26 protein-coding genes are annotated in these 25,286 nt (G+C 74.5%); 16 read left to right on the top strand and 10 right to left on the bottom strand.

The window, feature by feature from the left end:
* Positions 1–176: 176 nt before the first annotated feature.
* Positions 177–1,028 (bottom strand): DUF3558 domain-containing protein, encoded by an 852-nt coding sequence (locus ACIBIW_RS04575; RefSeq protein ID WP_399331805.1) that lies wholly within the window; start codon positions 1,026–1,028, stop codon positions 177–179.
* Between the two features lie 256 nt (positions 1,029–1,284).
* Between ACIBIW_RS04575 and ACIBIW_RS04570 the strand changes: the two genes are divergently transcribed.
* Positions 1,285–2,487: an RtcB family protein gene (locus ACIBIW_RS04570; protein ID WP_399331803.1), complete on the top strand. Its 1,203-nt coding sequence runs from the start codon at positions 1,285–1,287 to the stop codon at positions 2,485–2,487.
* 102 nt (positions 2,488–2,589) lie between these two features.
* Here ACIBIW_RS04570 and ACIBIW_RS04565 read toward each other — a convergent pair whose 3' ends face one another.
* The 5 genes from ACIBIW_RS04565 to ACIBIW_RS04545 all read right to left on the bottom strand — a co-directional run bounded on the left by ACIBIW_RS04565 (position 2,590) and on the right by ACIBIW_RS04545 (position 5,979).
* A complete protein-coding gene (locus ACIBIW_RS04565; RefSeq protein ID WP_399331801.1) occupies positions 2,590–2,850 on the bottom strand; it encodes a hypothetical protein in 261 nt (86 codons plus the stop codon).
* A complete protein-coding gene (locus ACIBIW_RS04560) occupies positions 2,843–3,613 on the bottom strand; it encodes an SDR family NAD(P)-dependent oxidoreductase (RefSeq protein WP_399331799.1) in 771 nt (256 codons plus the stop codon). Before ACIBIW_RS04560 ends, ACIBIW_RS04565 begins: the two co-directional genes overlap by 8 nt.
* A gap of 89 nt (positions 3,614–3,702) precedes the next feature.
* The gene (locus tag ACIBIW_RS04555) at positions 3,703–4,041 is read right to left on the bottom strand and encodes a YnfA family protein (RefSeq protein WP_399331797.1); all 339 of its coding nucleotides are present in this window, start codon (positions 4,039–4,041) and stop codon (positions 3,703–3,705) included.
* A gap of 88 nt (positions 4,042–4,129) precedes the next feature.
* Positions 4,130–5,101 (bottom strand): prolyl aminopeptidase, encoded by a 972-nt coding sequence (gene pip / locus ACIBIW_RS04550; protein ID WP_399331795.1) that lies wholly within the window; start codon positions 5,099–5,101, stop codon positions 4,130–4,132.
* Positions 5,102–5,160: 59 nt separating this feature from the next.
* Positions 5,161–5,979, bottom strand: coding sequence for a DUF6597 domain-containing transcriptional factor (locus ACIBIW_RS04545; RefSeq protein WP_399331793.1), 819 nt, complete (start codon positions 5,977–5,979; stop codon positions 5,161–5,163).
* Between the two features lie 133 nt (positions 5,980–6,112).
* On the opposite strand from ACIBIW_RS04545, the gene ACIBIW_RS04540 reads away from it, so the two are divergent.
* From ACIBIW_RS04540 to ACIBIW_RS04530, 3 genes are all read left to right on the top strand, one after another.
* A complete protein-coding gene (locus ACIBIW_RS04540; protein WP_399331791.1) occupies positions 6,113–6,751 on the top strand; it encodes a TIGR03086 family metal-binding protein in 639 nt (212 codons plus the stop codon).
* Positions 6,752–6,877: 126 nt separating this feature from the next.
* Positions 6,878–8,017, top strand: coding sequence for an LLM class flavin-dependent oxidoreductase (locus ACIBIW_RS04535; protein WP_399331938.1), 1,140 nt, complete (start codon positions 6,878–6,880; stop codon positions 8,015–8,017).
* Positions 8,014–8,631 (top strand): FMN reductase, encoded by a 618-nt coding sequence (locus ACIBIW_RS04530; RefSeq protein WP_399331789.1) that lies wholly within the window; start codon positions 8,014–8,016, stop codon positions 8,629–8,631. The genes ACIBIW_RS04535 and ACIBIW_RS04530 overlap by 4 nt, the downstream gene beginning before the upstream one ends.
* A gap of 121 nt (positions 8,632–8,752) precedes the next feature.
* Here ACIBIW_RS04530 and ACIBIW_RS04525 read toward each other — a convergent pair whose 3' ends face one another.
* On the bottom strand, positions 8,753–9,982 hold the full coding sequence (locus ACIBIW_RS04525) for a glycosyltransferase family 4 protein (protein ID WP_399331787.1): 1,230 nt from the start codon (positions 9,980–9,982) through the stop codon (positions 8,753–8,755).
* 246 nt (positions 9,983–10,228) lie between these two features.
* Between ACIBIW_RS04525 and ACIBIW_RS04520 the strand changes: the two genes are divergently transcribed.
* From ACIBIW_RS04520 to ACIBIW_RS04485, 8 genes are all read left to right on the top strand, one after another.
* Complete coding sequence (locus ACIBIW_RS04520) at positions 10,229–10,891, top strand: TetR/AcrR family transcriptional regulator (protein WP_399331785.1); 663 nt, start codon at positions 10,229–10,231, stop codon at positions 10,889–10,891.
* Positions 10,892–11,202: 311 nt separating this feature from the next.
* Positions 11,203–12,930, top strand: coding sequence for a molybdopterin-dependent oxidoreductase (locus ACIBIW_RS04515; RefSeq protein WP_399331783.1), 1,728 nt, complete (start codon positions 11,203–11,205; stop codon positions 12,928–12,930).
* 95 nt (positions 12,931–13,025) lie between these two features.
* Positions 13,026–13,700 carry a fasciclin domain-containing protein gene (locus ACIBIW_RS04510; protein WP_399331781.1) on the top strand — a complete coding sequence of 225 codons (675 nt, stop codon included), beginning with the start codon at positions 13,026–13,028 and terminating at the stop codon, positions 13,698–13,700.
* Positions 13,701–13,838: 138 nt separating this feature from the next.
* The gene (locus ACIBIW_RS04505; RefSeq protein ID WP_399331779.1) at positions 13,839–15,164 is read left to right on the top strand and encodes an NAD(P)/FAD-dependent oxidoreductase; all 1,326 of its coding nucleotides are present in this window, start codon (positions 13,839–13,841) and stop codon (positions 15,162–15,164) included.
* Positions 15,165–15,205: 41 nt separating this feature from the next.
* Entirely contained in the window at positions 15,206–15,904 is a 699-nt protein-coding gene (locus ACIBIW_RS04500; protein ID WP_399331777.1) for a DUF1365 domain-containing protein, read from the top strand.
* Complete coding sequence (locus ACIBIW_RS04495; RefSeq protein ID WP_399331775.1) at positions 15,901–17,205, top strand: class I SAM-dependent methyltransferase; 1,305 nt, start codon at positions 15,901–15,903, stop codon at positions 17,203–17,205. Before ACIBIW_RS04500 ends, ACIBIW_RS04495 begins: the two co-directional genes overlap by 4 nt.
* Positions 17,202–18,518: a class I SAM-dependent methyltransferase gene (locus ACIBIW_RS04490; protein ID WP_399331773.1), complete on the top strand. Its 1,317-nt coding sequence runs from the start codon at positions 17,202–17,204 to the stop codon at positions 18,516–18,518. Before ACIBIW_RS04495 ends, ACIBIW_RS04490 begins: the two co-directional genes overlap by 4 nt.
* Positions 18,515–19,324: a DUF1295 domain-containing protein gene (locus ACIBIW_RS04485; RefSeq protein ID WP_399331770.1), complete on the top strand. Its 810-nt coding sequence runs from the start codon at positions 18,515–18,517 to the stop codon at positions 19,322–19,324. Before ACIBIW_RS04490 ends, ACIBIW_RS04485 begins: the two co-directional genes overlap by 4 nt.
* Positions 19,325–19,349: 25 nt before the next feature.
* On the opposite strand, the gene ACIBIW_RS04480 is transcribed toward ACIBIW_RS04485, so the two are convergent.
* The 3 genes from ACIBIW_RS04480 to ACIBIW_RS04470 form a co-directional block, all read right to left on the bottom strand.
* Positions 19,350–20,099, bottom strand: coding sequence for an anti-sigma factor domain-containing protein (locus ACIBIW_RS04480; protein WP_399331768.1), 750 nt, complete (start codon positions 20,097–20,099; stop codon positions 19,350–19,352).
* Positions 20,096–20,680, bottom strand: coding sequence for a sigma-70 family RNA polymerase sigma factor (locus ACIBIW_RS04475; protein WP_399331766.1), 585 nt, complete (start codon positions 20,678–20,680; stop codon positions 20,096–20,098). Before ACIBIW_RS04475 ends, ACIBIW_RS04480 begins: the two co-directional genes overlap by 4 nt.
* 127 nt (positions 20,681–20,807) lie before the next feature.
* Positions 20,808–21,464, bottom strand: a complete 657-nt coding sequence (locus ACIBIW_RS04470) for a hypothetical protein (RefSeq protein WP_399331764.1) — start codon at positions 21,462–21,464, stop codon at positions 20,808–20,810.
* Between the two features lie 138 nt (positions 21,465–21,602).
* Between ACIBIW_RS04470 and hemL the strand changes: the two genes are divergently transcribed.
* The 4 genes from hemL (at position 21,603) to ACIBIW_RS04450 (ending at position 25,286) form a co-directional block, all read left to right on the top strand.
* A complete protein-coding gene (gene hemL, locus ACIBIW_RS04465; protein ID WP_399331762.1) occupies positions 21,603–22,931 on the top strand; it encodes a glutamate-1-semialdehyde 2,1-aminomutase in 1,329 nt (442 codons plus the stop codon).
* A gap of 101 nt (positions 22,932–23,032) precedes the next feature.
* Positions 23,033–23,686 (top strand): histidine phosphatase family protein, encoded by a 654-nt coding sequence (locus tag ACIBIW_RS04460; RefSeq protein ID WP_399331935.1) that lies wholly within the window; start codon positions 23,033–23,035, stop codon positions 23,684–23,686.
* A gap of 161 nt (positions 23,687–23,847) precedes the next feature.
* A complete protein-coding gene (locus ACIBIW_RS04455) occupies positions 23,848–24,483 on the top strand; it encodes a TlpA family protein disulfide reductase (RefSeq protein WP_399331760.1) in 636 nt (211 codons plus the stop codon).
* A 65-nt stretch (positions 24,484–24,548) separates the two neighbouring features.
* Positions 24,549–25,286: a cytochrome c biogenesis CcdA family protein gene (locus ACIBIW_RS04450; RefSeq protein WP_399331933.1), complete on the top strand. Its 738-nt coding sequence runs from the start codon at positions 24,549–24,551 to the stop codon at positions 25,284–25,286.

Genomic DNA, 25,286 nt, shown 5'->3' with positions numbered 1-25,286 from the left:
TCACTCGTGACGCGCTGGGTGTCCCCGGGCCCCTTCGCCGTGGACCGGAGGTCGGGACTCTGGAGCGCCGGCGGGGCGTGCCGTCACGCCCCGGGGGGTCACGGTACGCCGAAGGCGCCCGCCGCAGGCGTGTTCCGCGCGGCGCCCGGGCGCGTCCCCGGCGCGGGTGCGGGGCGTCAGCCGCCGAGCGTGCCGGCCAGCTTGTGCGCGAGTTCCTGCGCGTTGTCCTGCATTTCCTTGCTGTCGGGCACGTCGGCGGGCAGCGAGGGCTGCTCCTCGTACTGGACGGTGACGACGACGTTCGACGTGCGGAAGACCACAGTCACGGTGCGGTGGCCGCCCGCCGACGACGGTGACGTGTAGCTGTCGTCCACGTACGCGGCGTCGCCGAGGCCGTCGAGGGTGCGGGAGTCGAGGCCCTCGGGGGGCGCGCCCGCGTCGCCAGGGGACGACGGGTCCGCGGTGCCGGGGGACGCGGTGGAGCCGGGGCTTTCCACGCTGCCCTGCGCTCCCGCGCCGCCCGCGTCGGCGCTCGGGCTGTCGCCCGGGGTGCCGCTCGGGTCGGCGGAGTCCGGCGGCGCGGCGATCCCCGCGCTGTCCTCCTTGCTGAGGAAGACCTGCTCGGCGCGGGTGTCGTCGCTGATGGAGCTGTCGTAGGAGACGACGCGCTCGAAGTCGACGGCGAGGTGGTGGGTGGCCGCGGGCCCGTCCATCTTCCAGCTACAGCCCACCCGGCGGTTGGTGTCGTACGTCACCGTGGCCGTGCCGTCGTAGACGTGGTCGCGCTGCCGCTCGTCCTTGATGTCCTTCACGCCGGGCAGCAGGGTGTCCAGGCTGTCGTGGCTCACGCTGCCGCAGGGCTCGGGGAGCGACTGGTACTTGCCGGGCTCGGCGGAGGGCGAGGGCGTGCCGCCCGCGCCCGCCTTGGCGTCGGTGGCGTCGCTTTCCGCGCCCGAGCCCATGGTGCATCCGGCGAGCAGCACCGCGAGGAGTACCGCGGCGCCCGGTAGGTACGCCTTCCGCTGCACGATGGGGGCTCCCCTCGACGGGACGGGTGGGCGGCCTGCGCGGCCCAGTTAATGCGTGGCGCCGCGCGGTGGCCGGTGGACACAATGTCTACCGTACGGGCGCCCGCACCGCCGGTCCGGTGCCCCAAAGATCAAAGTTGGCCGCGGTATTTGCGGTTGGCGGCTTTTGGCCGGGTCGCCGGTTTCCCGGGGGAGCCGGGGGAGCCGGGAGAACCGTCCGCGGGGGAAGAACCGTCACGGGGGAGATGAGTGAGCGATGTCGTATGTAGAGGTGCAGGGCGCGCGGGTGCCCATCCGGATGTGGGCGGACCCGGCGGCGGTCGAGGAGGCCGCGCTCCGCCAGCTCCAGAACGTGGCGACGCTGCCCTGGATCAAGGGCCTCGCGGTCATGCCCGACGTGCACTTCGGCAAGGGCGCCACGGTGGGCTCCGTCATCGCCATGCGGGAGGCGGTCTGTCCCGCGGCCGTCGGTGTGGACATCGGCTGCGGGATGTCCGCGGTCAGGACGTCGCTGCGGGCGGGGGATCTGCCGGGGGACCTGTCGAGGCTGCGCTCCAGGATCGAGCAGGCGGTGCCGGTGGGCCGCGGGCTGCACCGGGACCCGGTGGACCCCGGCCGGCTGCACGGCCTCGCCACCGCGGGGTGGGAGGACTTCTGGCGCCGCTTCGAGGGGGTCGCGGACGCGGTGCACTTCCGCCGCGAGCGGGCCGCCCAGCAGCTCGGCACGCTCGGCTCCGGCAACCACTTCATCGAGGTCTGCTGCGACGCCGACCGCGAGGACTCGCCCGTGTGGCTGGTGCTGCACTCCGGCTCCCGCAACATCGGCAAGGAGCTGGCCGACCACCACATCGGCGTCGCCCAGCGGCTCCCGCACAACCAGGGCCTGGTCGACCGCGACCTCGCGGTGTTCGTCGCGGACACCCCGCAGATGGCCGCGTACCGCAATGACCTGTTCTGGGCGCAGGAGTACGCGCGCCACAACCGCGCCCTGATGATGGGCCTGCTCAAGGACGTGGTGCGCAGGGAGTTCAAGAAGGCGAAGGTCACCTTCGAGCCCGAGATCAGTTGCCACCACAACTACGTCAGCGAGGAGCGCTACGAGGGGATGGACCTGCTGGTCACCCGCAAGGGCGCGATCCGCGCGGGCGCGGGGGACCTCGGCATCATCCCGGGCTCGATGGGCACGGCCACGTACATCGTGCGCGGCCTCGGCAACACCGCGGCGTTCAACTCGGCGTCGCACGGCGCCGGGCGCCGGATGAGCAGAGGCGCGGCGCGGCGCCGCTTCAGCGCGCGCGACCTCGCGGACCAGACGCGGGGCGTGGAGTGCCGCAAGGACACCGGGGTGGTCGACGAGATCCCGGGTGCGTACAAGCCGATCGAGCAGGTCATGTCGCAGCAGAGCGACCTCGTGGAGGTCGTGGCCCGGCTGCGTCAGGTGGTGTGTGTGAAGGGCTGAGGCACGGTCGGCCCCGGGCCCGGCGCCGCCCTGTGCGGGGCCGGGCCCCGCCGTGTGCGCCGGGGCGCCCGGCGGGCATGGGGCGGGCGTGCGGCGGCGGGCTCAGTGGCCGTGCAGCACCGCGAAGATCATGACGAAGGCCACCAGGTGGATGCCGAAGAGGAAGTACGCCAGGTACCACCACATCTGCCGCTGGGTGTGCTTGTCGTCCGCTCTGCGCTGTGCCTCCGCGAGCCTGGCCGCGTCGGCGAGCCGCTGCGCCTCGGCCGCCACCCTGGCGCCCTCCGCCTCGACATCACGCTCGTCGTGGCCGCCGTCCGGGCCCGGGTCCGCCGCGGGCGGTTCGTGACCGGTGTCAGCCATCGCCGCGCTCCCTGTGCACCTTGGTGTTGGACGCCTGGGCGCGCGGGCGCACCACCAGCAGGTCGATGTTGACGTGGCTCGGCCGCGACACCGTCCAGGCCACCGTCTCCGCGATGTCCTCGGCGGTCAGCGGCTCCGCCACGCCCTCGTACACCTTCGCGGCCTGCTCCGTGTCGCCGCGGAAGCGGACGGCGGCGAACTCGTCGGTGCGCACCATGCCGGGCGCGATCTCCACGACCCGCACCGGGGTGCCCACGATCTCCAGGCGCAGGGTCTCGGCGAGCACGTGCTCGCCGTGCTTGGCGGCCACGTACCCGGCGCCGCCCTCGTACGTGCCGAGCCCCGCGGTGGACGACATCACCACGACGGTGCCGTCGCCGCTTGCGGTCAGCGCGGGCAGCAGGGCCTGGGTGACGTGGAGGGTGCCGATGACGTTGGTCTCGTACATCGCGCGCCAGTCGTCGGGGTTCCCGGTGGCCACCGGGTCGGCGCCGAGCGCGCCGCCCGCGTTGTTGACGAGCACGTCGCAGCGGTCCAGCCCGGCCGCGAAGGCGTCCACCGCGGCCCGGTCGGTGATGTCGAGCACCCGCGCGCTCGCGGTGCGGCCCGCGGCGGTCAACTCCTTGGCCAGCGCCTCCACCCGGTCGCCGCGGCGGGCCGTCAGCACCACATGGAAGCCGTCGTCGGCGAGCCTGCGCGCACTGGCCGCGCCGATGCCGCTGCTCGCTCCGGTGATGACCGCGGTGCGCGCGGAGGACGGCATGGGGACTCCTGCCAGGGGCTCGGAAGGGTGGGTTCTCCGTACGTCACCAGGGTCTCATGGCGTACGGAGCGGGCCGCGGGGCGGCGCCTTCAGCGGTGCCCGCGGGGCATGTACATGATGGTCGCCATGCCCACGAGGCAGACCAGGGCGCCCACGACGTCCCACCGGTCGGGCCGGTAGCCGTCGGCGACGGCGCCCCACACCAGCGAGCCGGCCACGAACACCCCGCCGTACGCGGCCAGGACGCGTCCGAAGGAGGCGTCGGGCTGGAGCGTGGCGACGAACCCGTAGACCCCGAGCGCGATCACGCCCGCCCCGGCCCATACCCACCCCCGGTGCTCCCTGACCCCCTGCCAGACCAGCCAGGCGCCGCCGATCTCGAAGAGGGCGGCGAGCACGAACAGCACGACGGAACGCAGCACGGACATGGCGGCAGCGTAGGTCAACTCCCCGGAGCGCAGGCCAACTCCCCGGGCCGCATGCCGCGGTCTGCCGGGGCGGCCCCCTCGGGGGCGTTCAGCGCCGTGCGAACCGGTCGAGCGCCTCCATGGCCAGCTCGCGCGGGCGCGGCGTCGGGATGTGGCCCGCGCTCTCCACCACGTGCAGCTCCGCGTCCGGCCAGCCCCGGCTGAGCTGCCACGCCGTCTCCAGCGGGCCGCCCATGTCGAGCCTGCCGTGGATCAGCACCCCTGGGATGCCCGCGAGCCGCCCCGCGTCCCTGATCAGCGCGCCCTCTTCGAGCCAGGCGCCGTGCGAGAAGTAGTGCGCGCAGATCCGCACGAAGGCCAGCCGCGCCCGCGAGGGGCGGTCCTGGTACGGGTTCCCGCCGCCGGTCTCCCCGGAGAGCACCGCGTCCTCCCAGGCACACCAGTCGGCGGTGGCCTTCTCGCGCACCGCCGGGTCCGGGTCCTCCAGGAGGCGGGCGTACGCGGCGACGATGTCGCCGTCCCTGGGGGTGCCGGGCGCCCCGGCGAGGAAGCGTTCCCACTGCTCGGGGAAGTACCGGCCGACGCCGCGGTAGAGCCAGTCGGTCTCGGAGCGCCTTGTGGTGGTCACCGCGTTGATCACGATCTCCGAGACCCGCCGCGGGTGGCGCTGCGCGTAGGCGAGCAGCAGCGTGGAGCCCCAGGAGCCGCCGTACAGCAGCCAGCGCTCGACGCCCAAGTGCGCGCGCAGCCGCTCCATGTCGGCCGTCAGGTGCCCGGTGGTGTTGTGCCGCATGTCGGTGGCGTGGTCGTCTGCGCCCGGGGTGCTGCGGCCGCAGCCGCGCTGGTCGAACTGGACGATCCGGTAGCGCTCCGGGTCGAAGAGCCGCCGGGCGCCGGGGGACGAGCCGGAGCCCGGTCCGCCGTGCACCACGAGCGCGGGCTTGCCGCGCGGGTTGCCCGAGGTCTCCCAGTGGATTCGGTTGGTGTCCCCCGCGGCCGGGTCGCCGACGTCCAGCATGCCGCTCTCGTACGGTTCGAGCGGCGGGTGGGGCTCGCGCACCCTCGGCCTCCTTCGCTGCGCGGGCTCGCGCGGTGGTGGGTGGATGTGGGCGGGTCTTGTCAGCCGCCCGGTGGCGCCGGCTGTCCGAAGGCCGTCGGGGGCACCCCCACCGTGGCCGTGAAGTCCCGTACCAGATGGGCCTGGTCGGCGTAGCCGAGGCGGGCGGCGAGGGCGGCCCAGTCGACCGGGGCCGCGCCCTCCGCGCGCTCAAGGGCCTCGTGGATGCGGTAGCGCAGGATGATCCACTTGGGGCCCACGCCGACGTACGCGGCGAAGAGCCGCTGCACGGCGCGGACCGAGAGGCCGGCCGCCCGCGCGAGGTCGTCCACCCTGCGCACCGACCTGTCGTGGCGCACCAGGTCGGCCAGGCGCATCGCGGTGCCCGCGGCCGGGTCGGGCGCGGGTTCGAGGCCGAGCAGGAAGCGGTCGAGCGCGGCGACCCTGGCGTCCTCGTCCGCGGGCGCGAGCACGTCGTGCGCGGCGCCCACGCGGCCGGGCCACACCTCGTCCGTACGCACCCTGCGGCCGGTGAGGGCGGAGACCGGGCGGCCGGGCGCGAAGGGCCTGAAGCCGCCCGGCCTGAACTGCACCCCGCAGACCCGGCCGCGCCCCTCCAGCTTCTGCTCGAACAGCTCAAGGCCGATCCCGGAGACCTCCCCGAAGGGCTCCGCGTCAGCGAACCGCTGGAAGACCACGTTCACCGAGGGGTGCGGCACCACCGTCGAGACATAGGGCCGCTCCAGGTCCCAGTCGATGAGCCAGTAGTGCTCCAGATAAGGGCGCAGCGCGGGCGCGGGCTCCCGGCGGCGGAAGCGGACCCGCGCCATAAGGCCCGCCGCGTCGACAATGCCGCGGGTGTCACGGCGTGGCGCTCCCATGGCCCCGATTCTAAGCTGCGTACTGGCCGCGTGCCGCGCCTTTTTCCCCGCCAGGGCGCCTCTGACCTGCGGCTCCGTGTGGCTGTCGCGTTTTTTCAAGCCATCGGGGCACGGCCCTTCCTACGGTGGCGGCATGACCGAGAACAAGATCTCCCTGCCTCCCGTGGCGACCGACCGCCCGGTAGGCGAACTGCTCGGGATGGCGGCCGGGCGCGCGGTGCCCGTGGTCGCCGCCATCCGCGACGACCAGCTCGCCGAGCCCACGCCGTGCGCGGAGTACGACGTACGGGCGCTGGTGAACCACCTCTTCCAGGTGGTCGTCGAGTTTCGCAAGCTGGCCGGCAAGGGGCTCGCGGACTTCGGCGCGCAGCGCGACTTCGTGGGCGCGGCGGACGGCGGCGCGGACTGGCGCGCGCGCTTCGCCGCGGCGGCGGACGAGCTGGTCGCCGCCTGGTCGGCCCCCGGCGCCGACGAGGGCGTCACCGGGATGATGGACCTCCCGGCGGTGACGGTGGGCTGCATGGCGCTGACCGACCTGGTGCTGCACGCCTGGGACCTGGCCAGGGCCACCGGCGCGGACTACCCGGAGGGCGAGGACATCGCGCCCGTCCTCGCCACGCTGGACGCCGCGACCGAGCAGATGGCGCCGATGGCCAGGTCGGCCGGTGTCTTCGGCGAGCCGGTGCCGGTGGCGGCGGACGCGCCACGGCTGCACAGGCTCGTCGCCGCCACCGGGCGCGACCCGCGGTGGCAGGCGCCGGGGGCCGCCTGACGCCGCCGGGGGCCGCTTCACGCCGCCGGGGCTCGCGCCCCCGGACCGCTCCTTGGGAATACGCACGCCGCCCACACCGTTCCGTGAGTGTAGTTGAACGGTAAACAAACACGGAGGGTGAGCGACATGCAGTTCGGCATCTTCACCGTCGGAGACGTCACCCCCGACCCGACGACGGGCCGGGCGCCGAGCGAGCACGAGCGGATCAAGGCCATGGTGGAGATCGGCCTCAAGGCGGAGGAGGCCGGGCTCGACGTCTTCGCCACCGGGGAGCACCACAACCCGCCGTTCGTCCCGTCCTCGCCCACCACCATGCTGGGCTACCTGGCGGCGCGCACGAAGCGCCTGGTGCTGTCCACCTCCACCACGCTGATCACCACGAACGACCCGGTGAAGATCGCCGAGGACTTCGCGATGCTCCAGCACCTCGCGGACGGCCGCGTCGATCTCATGACGGGCCGTGGCAACATGGGCCCCGTCTACCCCTGGTTCGGCAAGGACATCAGGCGGGGCATCGACCTCGCCGTCGAGAACTACGCGCTGCTGCGCCGGCTGTGGCGGGAGGACGTCGTCGACTGGGAGGGCGAGTTCCGCACCCCGCTCCAGTCCTTCACCGCGACCCCGCGCCCGCTCGACGGCGTCCCGCCGTTCGTCTGGCACGGCTCCATCCGCTCCCCGGAGATCGCGGAACAGGCCGCGTACTACGGCGACGGCTTCTTCCACAACAACATCTTCTGGCCCGCTGAGCACACCCGGCGCATGGTCGACTTCTACCGCCGCCGGTTCGCGCACTACGGGCACGGGGCGCCGGAGGAGGCCGTGGTGGGCCTCGGCGGGCAGGTGTTCATGCGCCGCAACTCGCAGGACGCGGTGCGCGAGTTCCGCCCGTACTTCGACGAGGCGCCGGTCTACGGGCACGGCCCCAGCCTTGAGGAGTTCACCGAGCAGACCCCGCTCACCGTGGGCTCCCCGCAGCAGGTCATCGAGCGGACCCTGGGCTTCCGCGAGACCTTCGGCGACTACCAGCGCCAGCTCTTCCTGATGGACCACGCGGGGCTGCCGCTGAAGACCGTGCTCGAACAGCTCGACATCCTCGGCGAAGAGGTCGTACCCGTGCTGCGCGAGGAGTTCGCGAAGAACCGCCCGGCGAACGTGCCGGACGCCCCCACCCACGCCTCCCTCCTCGCCGCCCGCGACCGCGAGTCCGCGCGGGCGGCGGCGGTACGGGGCGGCGCCGGGCGCGGCGAGGAGGTGGCCGCGCGATGAAACTGGTCCTGGTGACGGCGGGCCTGAGCAGCCCGTCCTCGACCCGGATGCTGGCCGACCGGCTCGCGGAGGCGACGGCCCGCCGGGTGCGGGCGGCGGACCCCGAGGCGGAGCCGGTGGCGGTGGCGGCCGTCGAGCTGCGGGAGCTGGCGCGTGACATCGCGGGCCACCTGGTCACCGGCTTCCCGCCGCCCGCGCTGGACGCCGCCCTCACGGAGGTCGCGGGCGCCGACGCGGTGATCGCCGTCAGCCCGGTGTTCTCCGCCTCCTACAGCGGCCTCTTCAAGTCGTTCTTCGACGTCCTCGACCCCGAGGCGCTGACCGGCAAGCCCGTCCTGATCGGCGCGACGGGCGGTTCGCCTCGGCACTCGCTCGTGCTCGAACACGCGCTGCGCCCGCTGTTCTCCTATCTGCGGGCGGTCGTCGTGCCGACCGGGGTGTACGCGGCGTCGGAGGACTGGGGCGCGGAGGGGCTCGCGGAGCGCGTCGACCGGGCAGGCGGCGAACTCGCCGCGCTCCTCACCGGCGGCCCCGCCACCCGCGCCCACCGCCCCGAGCTGGACTTCACCCCGTTCACGGAACGCCTCGCGGGGCTGCGCGACGGGGCGGGGTGAACGGCCGCCGGGCGCGGGGCGCCCGCCGGGCGAGGGGCGCGGGGCGCCGGGGCGGCGCGGGGCCGTCCCGGTCGGCCGGGGCGGCGAATCCGCCTCGCCCCGCCGGTCGGCGCCGCCCCCCTCACCTCCGTCGGCCGGTGACCATCCCCCGCAGCCTGCGTCGCGCCGAGGACGTGAGGCGGGCGCGCAGCCGTACCGCGCGGTTGCGCAGCCGTCCCGCGCGCAGCTCGGGGAAGAGGAGTTCGTAGCGGGCCACGACCGGGCCCGGATCGAATCTGCGGGCGCTCTCCAGCGCCGCGCGCCCCATCGCGCGCCGCAGCGGGGCGTCCTCGACGAGCCCGGTCAGCGCCTGCGCCAGCGCCGCCGCGTCCCCCACGGGCACCAGCCGCCCGTCCACCCCGTCGGTGATGATCTCGGCGGGCCCGAGCGGGCAGTTGGTGCTGACCACGGGCACCCCGCAGCGCATGCCCTCCACGAGCGTCATCCCGAACGACTCCGCGTCCGAGGCGCTGACCACGATCGACGCCCTGGCGAACTCCGGCTCGATCGGCGAGTGCGGCCCCATCAGCTCGGCGCGCCCCCCGAGGCCCAGCGAGTCGATCAGTGCCCGCAGCCGGTCCTCCTGCGCCCCGCCGCCGTAGATCCGCAGCCGCCACTCCCGGTGCCCGGCGCTGACCTTCGCGAACGCGTCGAGCAGCAGGTCGAACCGCTTCCCCTTGGCGAGCCGCCCCGCCGCCGCGATCACCTTCGCGGTGCCGTCCGAGGGGGCCACCCCGGGATCGGGCACGATGTTCGGCACCGCCACCACCCGCACCCCCGGCAGCCGCATCCTGGCCCGGTACACCTCGGCGTCCGCCGCGGTGGTGGTGACCACGGCGTCCAGGGTGCGGTAGTGCCGGGCGAGCACCCGGCGCAGGTCGGTGCCGTGCGCGTCGTGCCGCAGGTGCTCCTGTGCGATCCGCAGCGCCCGGCGCGGCCCGAAGCGGGCGAGGTAGACGTTGATCCCCGGCCGGGTGCCGATGACGACGTCCGCGTCGCAGTGGGCCAGGAAGTCCCGCACCCTGAGGTCGATCAGCCTGCTGTACTGGTGGTGGCGGCGGTCCTCGGCCGGGAAGTCCCGCGCGGGCAGGGCGAAGTCGGGCAGCCCCGCGTCGGGGCCCGAGGGGCGCAGGTCGACGAGCGGGGTGAGCGTGACGCGCTCGTCGACGGCGAATCTGGGGTGCTCCCGGTGCCGCATCATGGAGACGATCTCCACCCGGTGCCGCTCGGCGAGGGCCGCGGCGAGGTTCAGCGTCGTACGGATGGTGCCGCCGATCGCGTAGGCGTTGTGCAGCAGGAAAACAATCTTCATGACAGCGCGCTCCCGGTGCTCCCCGGCCCCACCGAACGGGCGTGGCACGACGGAGAGCACCCACACTTACCCCACCGCGGGGCGAAGCACCCCGTACCCGTCCGAACGTTCACCGAACACCACCCGTGCGACGTCGCCGCCCGGCGCCGGGTTGACGCCCCGCGCTGGTGATACCCTCTAACGGAACCTTGAACGCCTATCGGCGCCCGTGAGCGCCCGTCCACCCGTCGCGGAGGTTGCCGGAGCATGGCCCAGGAGAGCGCGACGACCCCCCGGGCGCGGTACCGCGCGCAGGTGCGGGCGGAGGTCAAGCAGCACGCGTGGGAGCAGATCGGCGCGGCCGGTGCCTCGGCGCTGTCGCTGAACTCGATCGCCCGGCGGATGGGCATGAGCGGCCCCGCGCTCTACCGCTACTTCGCCAGCAGGGACGAGCTGATCACCGAGCTGGTCACGGACGCCTACCAGAGTCTCGCCGACGCCTTCCACGCGGCGGCCGCGTCCGGCGCCGGTCTCGCGGGCCTCGCCCGCACCCTGCGGGAGTGGGCCACCGCCGACCCGCAGCGCTACCTCCTCATCTACGGCACCCCGATCCCCGGCTACCACGCCCCCGCCGAGGCCACCGCCATCACGGCCGGAATCATGGCGACCCTGCTCGACGCCTGCGCACCGCTGCCGCTGCCGCCCGCCGACGGGGAGGCGCCGCTCGCCGCGCACCTCGGCACCCACCGCGAGTGGACCCGGGGCCATCCCGCGCCCCCCGCGGCCCTGCAACGCGCCCTCACCTTCTGGACCCGGCTGCACGGCGTGCTCTCTCTGGAGGTGGCGGGCCACTTCGCGGGCATGGGCTTCGACCCCGCCGTGCTCTTCGAGTCGGAGGTGGCGGCCCTCACGGGCGCCGCGGGGGAGTGAGCCGGCCGCGCGCGGCCGCCCGCCGGGCGGCGGCCGCCGCGCTCCCGGCCCGGTAACGGCCCCGGGTTCCACACCGCTTGGGGCCGGGCGGCCTGGCCGCTCCCGGCCTTCCGGCCGCTCCTGGTCTTCCGGTTGGCGGTGTTTGCGCGGCCCACCCGACCTGCGCGCCCCGCCCCTCCACCCCGCCCGAGGAAACAGAGCCCGACCAGGTAATACGTCGCCAACCACCCCGCCGGATTGGTCGCGGAGCTGATTTCACCGGATCGGGGAACGAGACCCATCCGGGCGGGCCGTGGCACCGGATTCCCCCCGTGAGTGACGACAAGAGGGACCAGGCGGGGCGGCTGCGGCTGCTGCTCGTGGCGCTGGGCGCGCTGAGCGGGCTGCTCGCCGGGTTCGCCGCGCTCACGGTGGCGGAGCTGGCCGCCGCCGCGGTACGCCCGGAGTCCAGCCCCGTGGTCGCCGTCGGCGGCGCGGCGATCGACCGCACCCCCGTCGCCGTGAAGGACTGGGCGATCCGCCACTTCGGCAGCGACGACAAACTGGTCCTGCAACTCGGCATCGTGGCCGTACTGGCCGCGGTGGCCCTCGTACTGGGCGTGCTGACGAGGCGCTTCAGGAGGACGGGCGCCGCGGGCGTCCTGCTCTTCGGGGTGATCGGCGCGTTCGCCGCCACCGGCCGCCCCGACTCCACCGGCCCCGCCGACGCGGTGCCCTCGGTGGTCGGCGCCGTGGCGGGGGCCCTGCTGCTGTACGCGCTGGCGGGCCGCCTCCGTATGCCGCGGGGCGTGGGCGGCAGCGCGGCCGACGACCCGGCCGCGGAGCCCGGTTCCGGCCGGGCGCCCGGCGCGAGCGCTTCCGGCCACCCGCCCACCGGGCCCCGTACCACCGAACCCACCGAACCCACCGTCCCAGCCGAACCCGCCGTCCCCGTCTCCCACGCCGCCGCGTTCGACCGCAGGGGCTTCGTCCTCACGGCCGTCGCCGCGGCCGCCGCCTCCGCGGGCGCCGGGGCCGCGGGGCGTGCGCTGAACGGGGCCGGCGGCAGGGACGCGGCGGCCTCGCGCGCCCGGGTCACGCTGCCACGCCCCGCCTCCCCCGCGCCTGCCGTGCCCGCCGGGGCCGGGCTGCGGGTCCCCGGGGCCAGCGCCTTCACCACCGCCAACTCCGACTTCTACCGCGTCGACACGGCGCTCGTCGTGCCCAAGGTCGACGCCACCGACTGGCGGCTGCGCATCCACGGCAGCGGGGTGCGCCACCCGGCCACCCACTCCTTCGACGACCTGCTCCGCCGACGGCTGATCGAGCGGGACATCACCCTCACCTGCGTCTCCAACGAGGTCGGCGGCCCCTACGTCGGCAACGCCCGCTGGATCGGCGTCCCCCTGGCCGACCTGCTCGCCGAGTGCGGGGTGCGCCCGCCGTCGAAGGGCGGCCCCGCCGACCAGCTCGTGGCGCGCTCGGTCGACGGCATGACGATCGGCACCCCCGTCGAGGAGGTGATGGACGGCCGCGACGCGCTGCTCGCGCTCGGCATGAACGGCGAGCCGCTGCCCCTCGAACACGGCTTCCCGGTCCGCATGGTGGTCCCAGGGCTCTACGGCTACGTGTCCGCCTGCAAGTGGATCGAGGACATCGAACTCACCACCTTCGACTCCTACGACCCGTACTGGGTGAAGCGGAGCTGGGCCCGCAGGGCGCCCATCAAGACCCAGTCCCGTATCGACACCCCCAAGCCGTTCGCCAGGCCGAGGGCGGGCACGGTGATGGTCGCCGGGGTCGCCTGGGCCCAGCACCGCGGCATCGACAAGGTCGAGGTGCGCGTCGACGACGGCCCCTGGCGGGAGGCCGGGCTCGCCGCCGAGGACTCACGTGACACCTGGCGGCAGTGGTCCATCCCCTGGCGGGCCGCCAAGGGCGGACACACCCTCACCGTCCGGGCCACCGACCGCACGGGACGGCTCCAGACCGAGCAGCGCGCCCGCACCGTCCCCGACGGCGCGAGCGGCTGGCACTCGGTGGTGGTCACCGTCGAATGACCCCGCTCCCCGGCGCCGGGCGCGCACCGCCGCGGCCCGCGCCCTCCCGCACCCCCATGACCGCGGCACCCCGCCGCACTCTCCCAGGAGGAACCATGACCCACCCCCGTACCCGCCGTCTCGCCGTCACCGTGGCCGCCGCAGCGATGCTGCCGCTGGCCCTGAGCGCCTGTTCCGACGACAACGGCGGCGACTCCGGCGGCAACTCGGGCAAGGCGGACTCGTCGAGCAAGGCGTCCGCCTCGACGGGCAGCGGCGACCAGGGCGGCGCCGACAGCGGCACCAGCATGGACAAGCCCTTCGGGTCCGCCTGCTCCACCGTGCCGAAGACCGGCTCCGGCTCCTTCGACGGCATGGCCAAGGACCCCGTCGCCACCGCCGCGTCCCACAACCCGGCGCTGTCCACCCTGGTCTCCGCCGTGAAGAAGGCCGACCTCGTCGACACCCTCAACAACGCGCAGAACCTGACCGTGTTCGCGCCGACCAACGACGCCTTCAAGAAGATCCCGAAGGCCACCCTGGACAAGGTCATGAACGACAAGGCCCAGCTCACGAAGATCCTCACGTACCACGTCGTCGGCAAGAAGCTGGCGCCCAAGGACCTGGCGAACGGCTCCTTCGACACCCTGGAGAAGTCGAAGCTCACCACCTCGGGCTCGGGCGAGTCGTACACCGTCGGCAGCGACTCGGCCCACGTGGTCTGCGGCAACGTCAAGACCGCCAACGCCACCGTCTACCTCATCGACTCCGTCCTGATGCCGAAGAGCTGACGCCCAGGAAGGCGACCGCGCGTCCCCGGCCCCCCGCACGGCGGGGCGCCGGGGCGCGGCCGGGCTGGGGTGGCCGCGACACGGCCCGCCCGCGGCCCGCGGCCCGCCTCCCGACCGCCAGGGGAGGGAAGAGACACCATGCGACGACCGCACGAGCGGGCACAGGAGGTGACCGCCACGCGCCCGGCCACCGGCGCGCGGGGCCCGCACCGCACCGCCGTCATCGGCAGCGGCGTGGCGGGGCTCACCGCCGCCCACATCCTGTCCCGCACCCACCGCGTCACCCTGTACGAGGCCGACGGCAGGCTCGGCGGCCACGCCCACACCCACGAACTCGCCGCGCCCGACGGCCGCACCCACCGGGTGGACTCCGGCTTCATCGTGCACAACCGCCGCACCTACCCGAACCTGCTCCGGCTCTTCGGCGAACTCGGCGTCGCCACACAGGAGTCGGAGATGAGCATGTCGGTGCGGTGCGAGGGCTGCGGCCTGGAGTACGCGGGCGCCCGCGGCCCCCGTGGGCTGCTCGCCCGGCCGCGCGGGGCGCCCCGCGGCGCGTACCCGCGCATGCTTGCCGAGGTCCCGCTCTTCCACCGCGCCGCCCGCGGGCTGCTCGCACACGGCGGCGCGGACGAGGCGCTGACCCTGGGCGGGTTCCTCGACGAGGGCGGCTACTCGGCCTACTTCAGGGCCCACTTCATCACCCCGCTGGTGTCCGCGGTGTGGTCCTGCGACGCCCGCACCGCGCTGCGCTACCCGGCCGCCTACCTGTTCGCGTTCCTCGACCACCACGGGCTGCTCTCGGTCACAGGATCGCCCGTCTGGCGCACCGTCACCGGGGGCTCGGCCCGCTACGTCGACCGGATCGCGGGCCGCCTGCCCGACGTGCGCACCGCCACCCCCGTGCGCGCCGTGCTGCGGCACGCCGACGGCGCCGACGTCACCGCGCGCGACGGCACCACCGACTCCTACGACCACGTCGTCGTCGCCGTCCACCCCGGCCAGGCGCTGCGGCTGCTCGCCGACGCCACCCCGCGCGAGAAGGACGTGCTCGCCGCCTTCCGGTACTCGGCCAACACCACCCTGCTGCACACCGACACCGCGCTGCTGCCCCGCGCCCGCCGCGCCCGCGCCTCCTGGAATCTCCTCATGCCCTCCTGCGACACCGGCGCCGACCACGTCAGGGTCAGCTACGACATGAACCGCCTCCAGCGCCTGGACGCGGGCGAGACCTACGTCGTCACCCTCGGCGGCGAAGACCGTGTCGACCCGGCACGTGTGCTGGCCCGCATGGTGTACGAACACCCCGTCTACACCCCGGAGTCGGTCGCGGCGCAGCGCAGGCTGCCCGAACTCGCCACCCGGGTCTGCGTGTTCGCCGGTGCCTACCACGGCTGGGGCTTCCACGAGGACGGCTGCCGCAGCGGCGCCGCCGCGGCGGCGGCACTCGGGGCCGCCTGGTGAGCGCCCCGCCGCCGGGGCCACCGGCCCTCTACCCGTGCACCGTGCGCCACCTGCGCCGGGCACCCGCGCGCTACGCCCTGCGGCACCGCACCTATCTGTGGCTTGTCGACCCCGACCGGCTCCCGGTGCTGCCCCGCCCGCTGCGCGCGCTGGCGGGCTTCCGCGCCGCCGACCACTTCACCGGGCGCGCGCCGTCGATCAGGGCGGCGCTCGACGGCTTCCTCGCCGAGCACGGCGTCGACCTGGAGGGCGGCAGGGTCGTGATGCTCGCGCACGCGCGGGTGTTCGGGCACGTGTTCAACCCGCTGACGCTGTACTGGTGCCACGGCCCCGACGGCACCCCGCGCTGCGTCGTCGCCGAGGTGCACAACACCTATGGCGGCAGGCACGCGTATCTGCTGCACGCCGACGCGCGCGGCGCCGCCCGCGTCGCCAAGGACTTCTACGTCTCGCCGTTCTTCCCCGTCGACGGCCGCTACGACATGCGGCTCCCGCTGCCGGGCGAGCGGCTGCGCCTGTCCGTACGTCTTGAACGCCCCGGCGCCCCGCCGTTCACCGCGACCGTACGGGGTACCCGGCGTGCGGCGAGCGTGCCCGCGCTGCTGCGGCTCGCGCTGCGCCACCCCTTCTCGACCCTCGCGGTCTCCGCCGCGATCCGCTTCCACGGCGTCCGCCTGTATCTGCGGGGCCTGCCGGTGCAGCCGCGCCCTGGCCGCCGCTCCCGGGAGAGTGCGACATGACCACCAGGCCGTCCAACCCGCCCGGCGTGTCCACCGCGTCCGGCCCGGCCAACGCGCCCGAGCCGTCCGATGGGGCGCCCGACCCCGGCCGCTGGCCCGACGTCGCCCGCGTGCCCCGGGTCTCCAGGACCGTACGGGCCGTCACCTCCGGCCTCGTCGGCCACGCGCTGCGGCGGCTGCCGCTGCGGGTGCGGTTCTCCGGCGGCGCCACCCTCGGCCTCGGCGGCCCGCTGGTCGAGGTGCACGACCCGAGGGCGTTCCACGCCCGCGTCGGCGGCCGGGGCCTCATCGGCTTCGGCGAGTCCTACATGGCGGGGGAGTGGGACGCCCCCGACCTGGTCGGCGCCCTCACCGTGCTCGCCGCGCACGCCGCCGAGCTGATCCCGGCCCCGCTGCAACGGCTGCGCGGCCTGTGGGCGATACGCCACCCGGACGCGCAGCGGGGCACCCCCGACGGCGCCCGGGAGAACATCAGCAGCCACTACGACCTGTCCAACGACCTCTTCGCCCTCTTCCTCGACGACACCCTCACCTACTCCGCCGCCGTCTTCCGCGGCTTCCCCGCCACCTGGCCGCTGCTCGCCGCCGCCCAGCGGCGCAAGATCGACCGGCTGCTCGACCTCGCGGACGTCCACGACGGCACCCGGCTGCTTGAGATCGGCACCGGCTGGGGCGAACTCGCGCTGCGCGCCGCCGCCCGCGGCGCCCGCGTCACCTCGCTGACCCTCTCCGCGCGCCAGCGCGAACTCGCCCTCGACCGGGTGCGCGACGCGGGCCTCGCCGACCGGGTCACCGTCGAGCTGTGCGACTACCGCGAGGCGCGCGGCAGCTATGACGCGCTGGTCAGCGTGGAGATGGTCGAGGCCGTCGGCGCCGAGTTCTGGCCCGTCTACTTCCGCACCCTCGACGCCCGTCTCGCGCCCGGCGGCCGCGCCGCGCTCCAGGCGATCACCATGCCCCACGACCGCCTCCTGGCCACCCGGGGCACCCACACCTGGATACAGAAGTACGTCTTCCCCGGCGGCCTCATCCCCTCCACCCGGGCCGTCGAGGAGACCGTCCGCGACCACACCGCGCTCACCCTCACCCGCCGCGACGCCTTCGGCGAGCACTACGCCGAGACGCTGCGGCTGTGGCGCGAGCGGTTCACCGCGCGGGCCGCCGACGCCGCCGCCCTCGGCTTCGACGAGACCTTCCGCCGCCTGTGGACCTTCTACCTCGCCTACTCCGAGGCCGGTTTCCGCTCCGGCTACCTCGACGTCCAGCAGTACCTGTTCACCAAGGAGGAGCCCGCCCGATGAGCACCGCACCCACCACGGCCCGACCGGGCGCCGCGCACCGCCTCGCCGCCCTCGCCGCGGAAGCGCTCGGCGGCGCGCCCCCGGTGCGGCTGCGCGCCTGGGACGGCAGCGAGACCGGGCCCGCGGGCGCTCCCGTGGTCGTCGTACGCTCCCGGCGCGCCCTGCGCCGACTGCTGTGGCGGCCCGGCGAACTCGGGCTCGCGCAGGCGTACATCACCGGCGAACTCGATGTGGAGGGCGACCTCGCGGCGGGCCTGCGCGCGGTGTGGGCCGCCGCGCGCGAGCGCGGGCTGCACGCCCCGAGCCCCACCCTCGCGAGGCGGGCACGCGCCGTCGGCGAGGCCCTGCGCCTCGGCGCGGTGGGCCCGCGCCCGCCCACGCCCGCCTCGCAGGCCAGGCTCAGCGGCGGTCTGCACAGCAGGGCCCGCGACCGTGCCGCCATCAGCCACCACTACGACCTGTCCAACGACTTCTACCGCCTCCTCCTCGACGACACCATGGCCTACTCCTGCGGCTACTGGCCTGCCGGGGACCAGGACACGACCCCCGCCGGCGCCCAGCGCGCCAAGCTGGAGCTGATCTGCCGCAAGCTCGCCCTCGCCCCGGGCGCCAGGCTGCTCGACGTCGGCTGCGGCTGGGGCAGCCTGAGCCTGTACGCGGCCGAGCGGCACCGGGCCAGGGTCACCGCGGTCACCCTGGCGGGGGAGCAGGCCGCGTACGTACGGCAGCGGGTGCGTGAGCGCGGGCTCGAACACCGGGTCCAGGTCGTCCGCCAGGACTACCGGGACATCACCGGCGGCGGCTACGACGCCGTGGCCAGCGTGGAGATGGGCGAGCACGTCGGCGACCCGGAGTACCCGGCGTTCGCCGCGTCCCTGCGCCGGGTCGTGCGCCCGCGCGGACGCGTCCTCGTCCAGCAGATGGCCCGGGGCACGCGTGCCCCGGGCGGCGGCCCGTTCATCGAGGCGTACATCGCGCCCGACATGCACATGCGCCCGCTCGGCGAGACCGTGGGGCTGCTGGAGGCCGCGGGCCTCGAAGTGCGGTCGGTGGAGTCGATGCGCGAGCACTACGTGCGCACCATCGACGCCTGGCACCGCACCCTCGAACGGCGCTGGGCCGAGTTCGTACGGCTCGTCGGCGAGGAGACCGCGCGGGTGTGGCGCCTTTACCTGGTGGGCGGGGCGCTCGCCTTCGAGGAGCGCCGCATGGGCGTCGACCAGATCGTCGCGGCCCGGCCCTCGGACGACGGCGACAGCGGTCTGACGGCGGCCGAGGCCGCCGACTGGTACCGGGACCTGGCGGCCGGATGAGCGCCTATCCCTGGGGCCCGTTCGCGGTGAACCTCGGCTGGGCGGCGGCGGGCGCCCTCGCCGTGCTGCTCGCCACCTTCGCGCTCGCGCTGCGCAAGGGGGTGCACCGGATCGTGGACGTGGCCTGGGGCGCCGCGTTCGCGGTGGTCGCGGCGGTGTCCTGGGCGGCGTCCACGGGCGAGGGCGACACGGGCCGCCGGGCGCTGGCCGCCGTCCTCACGGCGGTGTGGGGGCTGCGGCTCGCGGTCCATATCGCGCGCCGCGGCCGCGGCCACGGCGAGGACCCGCGCTACGGGGAGTTGCTCTCCCGCGCGCCCGGCAGCCGCGCCTGGTACGCGCTGCGGATGGTGTACGCCCTTCAGGCCGCGCTGGTGTGGCTGGTGTCGCTGCCGGTGCAGGCCGCCTCGTACGCGCCGGGGCCGCTGTCCGCCGCGGCCTGGGCGGGCGCGGCGGTGTGGGCGGTGGGGGTGTTCTTCGAGGCCGTCGGGGACGCCCAGTTGGCCCGCTTCAGGGCCGACCCCGCGAACCGCGGCCTGATCATGGACCGCGGGCTATGGCGGCTGACCAGGCACCCCAACTACTTTGGCGACTTCTGCGTCTGGTGGGGCCTCTACCTCGTGGCCTGCGACGGAGGGCCCGCGCCCGCCGCGGTCGGCGCCGTCTCCCCGCTGGTGATGACCGCGCTGCTGACCAGGGGCAGCGGCAAGCGGCTGCTGGAGCGGCGGATGGCCGACCGGCCCGGCTGGGCCGCGTACGCCGCCCGCACCAGCGGCTTCTTCCCGAGACCGCCGCGCCGCCCCCGCTGATCCGGCGGGGGCGCCCCCGCCCCCCTCACGCAGGCATGTCGAGCAGCCCGATCGGCTCGCTCGTCGGCTGCCGTGACCCGCCGCTCGGCTCCACCGTGATCCCGATCGCGGACGCCCCGTCCACCGGGCCCCGCATCAGTACGGTCTGGCTGGCGCGGTCCGGGCTCATCAGCCCTGCGGAGCGCATCGCGCCGCCCTTCGCGAACCACAGTTGGTAGACCTTCCCCGCGGGGGGCTCGGGCATCCGGGAGGCCAGGAACACGGCCTGGTCGCGCCGCGCGGACACCACCAGGGTGCCGGTGCCGCCCGCCACCCGCGCCGAGCGCGTCCGCGCGTCGGAGGCGGCGAGCACACTGGCCACCGCGTCGGCGTCGTGCTCGGCGCGCGCCGCCTGCTGCCTGGCGTCCTGGGCGCGTTCGTACTGCCACGCCGCCGTCCCCCCGAGCCCCGCCGCGACCGCCACACAGGCGGCCAGCGCCCACCGCGTCAGCCGCCCGCCGCGCGGCAGCCACCGCCCCGCCCGCGCCACGGGGGCCGCGCCAGGCGGCACCTGCCGCACGGCGGAGACCCGGCGCAGCACCTCCCCGCGCAGCGCGGACGGCACGGGCCCCGAGGAGGCCGAGGCGAGCCGGGCCGCGGTGGCCGCGAACTCGGCGGCCTCCCGGGCGCAGGAGTCACAGGACGCCAGATGCCGCTCGAAGGCGGCGCGCTCCCGGCCGGGCAGCGCGTCCAGCGCGTAGGCGCCGGTCAGCAGGTGCGGCTCCGTGGTGCTCACGCCGTCACCCCCAGGCAGTCACGGAGCCGGATGAGCCCGTCGCGCAGCCGGGTCTTCACGGTGCCGAGCGGCAGCGCGAGCGCCTCGGCGACCTGCCGGTAGGTCAGCCCGCTGTAGTACGCCAGCGTCACCGACTGGCGCTGCAACTCGGTCAGGGTGCGCAGACAGCGCCGTACCTGCTCCTGTTCGAGCCGGGACTCCACCTGCTCGGTCACCTGGTCGTACTCGGGGGTGCGGTCGAGCAGCGCGGCCTTGGTGTCCCGGGCCGCCGCGGCCTCCGCCGACCTGACCCGGTCCACGGCGCGGCGGTGCGCGAGGGTCAGAATCCAGTTGAGCGCGGTGCCGCGCTCGGGCCGGTAGCGGGGCGCCGTGCGCCACACCTCCACCAGCACGTCCTGGGCGACCTCCTCCGACTGCGCCTGGTCGCGGACGACCGCCCGCACGACGCCGAGCACCGACCCCGCCACCGCGTCGTAGACACCGGCGAACGCCTCCTGGTCCCCCAGCGCGACCTCGTGCACCAACTGCTGCAAGTCAGGCTTGGACGACCGGCTCCTGCCGATATGAATGGCTTCCTTCACGAAGGCTCTCCCCAGGACGGCAACGGACCAGAACACCCCCGCGTAATCCGGGGCCGGGCCGCCGGTGGATTGGTCGAACCCGTGTCAGTCCGCCGAACCCGCCCTCAGAGCCACACCAAGCAGTACCTCAGGGCCACACCAGGCAGTAAGGCTGATGCCCCGCCTCGTGCAGCCGGTTGCTGAAGTCCTGCCACTCGTGGAGGAGCCGGTAGACGTTGAACGCGTCGCGGGGGCCGCCGCGGTCGGGGACCGTGGACCAGATGAAGGCGGCGGCGCCCACCGCCTCCTCGCCGATGCCGCGCAGCGGGTCGACGACCGTCATCGGGAGCTTGACCACCGCGTAGTCGGGATGCAGCACGACCAGTTCGAGCGGGGGGACCTTGTGCAGGGGTATGCCCTCGATGCCGGTGAGGACCATCGCGGCCATGGTCTCCGGCTTGATCTTGGTGAACATGCCGCCCATGCCCAGCTCGTCACCCCCCAGCTCCTCGGGGCGCATCGAGACCGGGACCCGAGCGGCCGTGGCGCCGTCCGGGGCGCCGAAGTACTTGTAGGTCACCCCCACGCGGCCACTCCTGCTTTCCGCGGGAGCCCACAGCTCTCCGCCCTGAGTCCCGGCGGGCGCTCCCGGCTCGGCATGGGCGTCGGCCCGCGCGCCCCTGGCGTCCGTACGAGGGTGCTGCTGTGCTTCCCGCCGGTGTCTGCCGTGCCCGGGGGTACGCGGGACCCCGCGCCGAGGACCCAGGTCATCGGTCCCCTCGCCCGGTCCACCACCGCGATGCATATCTCCACCCGACTGCTTCTAGGAGGCGGGGCCACCGCCGCGCAACCCGATCATCGTGTCAATGACCTCCCCAACGCCCGCGCGCCGAAACGTGCGCGCCCCCACCTCTCGCGACGGGGCGCTGGGGGCTCTGACACCATGGACGGCGTGAGCCATCCGTACGAACCCCCACCAGTTTCGCAGACGCTCTACGAGCGTGCCGCCCGTGTGACCCCCGGTGGTGTGAACTCCCCCGTGCGCGCGTTCGGTGCCGTGGGCGGTACGCCCCGGTTCATGGTGTCCGGAAAGGGACCCTGGCTGACCGACGCGGACGGCCGTGAGTATGTCGACCTGATCTGTTCCTGGGGTCCGATGATCCTGGGACACGCCCACCCCGCGGTCGTCGAGGCCGTCAGGGAGGCGGTAGGACACGGCACCTCGTTCGGTACCCCGAGCGCGGGCGAGGTGCTGCTCGCCGAGGAGATGGTCGCCCGGGTCGACCCCCTTGAGCAGGTACGACTCGTCTCCAGCGGCACCGAGGCCACCATGTCGGCGATCCGTCTCGCCCGTGGCTGCACCGGCCGCGCGAAGATCGTGAAGTTCGCCGGCTGCTACCACGGGCATGTCGACGCGCTGCTGGCCGCCGCCGGTTCCGGAGTGGCGACTTTCGGACTTCCTGACACGCCCGGGGTCACCGGCGCGCAGGCGGGGGACACGCTCGTCCTGCCGTACAACGATCTGGACTCGGTCCGCGCCGCGTTCGCCGCCCACCCCGGCGAGATCGCCTGTGTGATCACCGAGGCGTCCCCCGGCAACATGGGCTGCGTCCCGCCCGCCGACGGCTTCAACGCCGCGCTGCGCGACCTCTGCCACGAGCACGGCGCCCTCTACGTCTCCGACGAGGTGATGACGGGCTTCCGTACCTCGAAGGCGGGCTGGTACGGCGTCGACGGGGTGCGGCCCGACCTGATGACCTTCGGCAAGGTGATGGGGGGCGGCTTCCCCGCCGCCGCGTTCGGCGGGCGCGCCGACCTCATGGCCGCCCTGGCCCCCGCGGGCCCCGTCTACCAGGCGGGCACCCTCTCCGGGAACCCGGTCGCCACCGCCGCGGGGCTCGCCCAGCTCCGCCTCCTCGACGACGCCGCGTACCGGACGGTGGACGCCGTCTCCGCCGAGCTGCGGGGCCTCGTCGGCGCCGCGCTCACCAAGGAGGGCGTGCCGCACCGGGTGCAGAACGCGTCCAACATGTTCTCCGTGTTCTTCACCGCGGAGGGGGCCGGGCCCGTCAGGAACTACGACGACGCCCGCGCCCAGGACGCGTACCGCTACACGGCCTTCTTCCACGCGATGCTGGAGGCGGGTGTCCATCTGCCGCCGTCCGCGTTCGAGTGCTGGTTCGTCTCGACCGCCCACGACGAGCGGGCCATGGAGCACATCGCCGCCGCGCTGCCCGCCGCGGCCCGCGCCGCGGCGGAGGCCACCGCGTGAGCGCCGCGCGGGGCGACGGCGCCCCCGAGGAGCCGGCGGCCGTGGACACCGGGGTCCGCGAGGCCCCGGCGGGCGGCGCCGACACCACCGTCGTCCACCTCATGCGCCACGGCGAGGTGCACAACCCGGAGGGCGTGCTCTACGGCAGGCTCCCCGGCTACCACCTCTCGGAGCTCGGCCGCGCCATGGCCGACCGGGTCGCCGAGCACCTCGCGGGGCACGACGTCACCCATGTCGTCGCCTCCCCGCTGGAGCGCGCCCAGGAGACCGCCGCCCCGATCGCCAAGGCGCACGGACTCGACATCGCCACCGACGACCGGCTGATCGAGGCGGAGAACACCTTCGAGGGCAAGACGTTCGGCGTCGGCGACGGCGCGCTGCGCCGCCCGGCGAACTGGAAGTACCTCGTCAACCCGTTCCGGCCGTCCTGGGGCGAGCCCTACGCGGACCAGGCCGCCCGTATGCTCGCGGCGCTCGCCGCCGCCAGGGACGCGGCGCGCGGCCACGAGGCGGTGTGCGTCAGCCACCAGCTCCCGGTGTGGATCGTCCGCAGCTTCGTCGAGCGCCGCAGGCTCTGGCATGACCCGCGCCGACGGCAGTGCACCCTCGCCTCCCTCACCACCTTCACGTACGAGGGCGACCGCATCGTCTCGGTCGGCTACACCGAGCCCGCGCTCGACCTGGTGCCCGCGCATCTGCACGCGGGCGCCGCGAGGTCGAAGGGGGACGGCCAGGGCAAGGCGTTCGGGGCGTAGCCCCGCGGCACCCGTGCCCCGGGCGCGCCCGGGGTGCTCCCGCGCCCCGCCTCGCGTACGGACCCGGCCCGGCGAGCACCCCATAACGGGGCGAAACCGGGCGAAAGTGTGGGGCAGGGGGGTGCGGAAGATCCCCGAATCGGGCATGCGAAACTTTTCACATGAGTGCCGCCCGCCGCATCGCGAACCCCCGCGCCACCCTGCCCCGTTCCGCCCGGGGGCGGGTCCTCACCACCGCCACGGGGGCGCTCGCCGCCGCGCTCATGGTCGGCGGCTGCACCTCGGGCGGGGTCAGCGGCGGCTCCGACAAGAGCGGTTACGTCACCAACTCCGGTGGTGTCTCCGTCGTCAAGAAGGCCGACCGCAAGCCGGGGCCCAAGCTCGACGGCACCACCCTGGACGGCAAGAAGCTCGACGTGGCCTCGTACCGGGGCAAGGTCGTCGTCCTCAACACCTGGGGCTCCTGGTGCCCGCCCTGCCGCGAGGAGGCGCGCGGCTTCGCCAAGGTCGCCGAGGCCACCGCCGACCAGGGCGTCCAGTTCGTCGGCATCAACACCCGCGACCACGACAAGGGCCCCGCCCAGCAGTTCGAGAAGTCGTACAAGGTGCCCTACCCGAGCCTCTACGACCCGGCGGGCAGGCTGATGCTCCGCTTCCCCAAGGGCACCCTGAACCCGCAGTCCATCCCCTCGACCGTGGTGCTCGACCGGGACGGCGACCTCGCCGCCAGATCGCTCGCGCCGCTCAGCGAGGAGAAGCTGCGCAAGATGCTCGACCCGCTGATCGCGGAGAAGTGACCGGAGTGTCCCCGCTCACCGCGCACTCCGCGCTCGCCCCCGCCGTGCTCGCCGCCTCCGACGGCATGAACGACACCGTGTACAGCGGTGCCCTGCTGCTCGCGCTCCCGATCGCCGCCGCGGGCGGGCTGCTCTCCTTCTTCTCCCCGTGCGTCCTGCCGCTCGTGCCCGGCTACCTCTCGTACGTCACCGGGGTCAGCGGCACCGATCTCGCGCAGGCCAGACGGGGGCGGATGGCGGCGGGCGCGGGCCTTTTCGTGCTGGGCTTCACCGCCGTCTTCGTCTCGGGCGGCGCCCTCTTCGGCTTCTTCGGCTCCACCCTCCAGAGCCACGCCGACGGCTTCTCCCGGGTGCTCGGCGCCCTGATGATCCTGCTCGGGATCTTCTTCATGGGCCTCATGCCCTGGCTGACCCAGCGTGAGTTCCGCTTCCACCGGCGCCCGATCACCGGGCTCGCGGGCGCCCCGGTGCTCGGCGCGCTGTTCGGCATCGGCTGGACGCCCTGTGTGGGGCCCACCCTGACCTCGGTCAACGCGCTCGCCTTCGAGCAGGCCAGCGCCGGTCGCGGCGCGATACTGACCGTCGCGTACTGTCTGGGACTCGGGGTGCCCTTCGTCTTCGCGGCGGTCGCGTTCCGCAAGGCACTGGGCGCCTTCGGCTGGGTCAAGCGCCATTACGCGTGGGTGATGCGGATCGGCGGGGCGATGATGATCGTCACCGGGCTGCTGCTGCTGACCGGCGCGTGGGACAGCATCGTCCAGTCGATGCAGGTCTGGTCCGACGGCTTCACGGTGGGGATCTGA

Origin of the sequence: Streptomyces sp. NPDC050560 (genome assembly GCF_044457285.1) — a bacterium.
In the GTDB taxonomy this organism is placed as follows: domain Bacteria; phylum Actinomycetota; class Actinomycetes; order Streptomycetales; family Streptomycetaceae; genus Streptomyces.
This window is presented reverse-complemented; position numbering and strand designations above follow the sequence as displayed.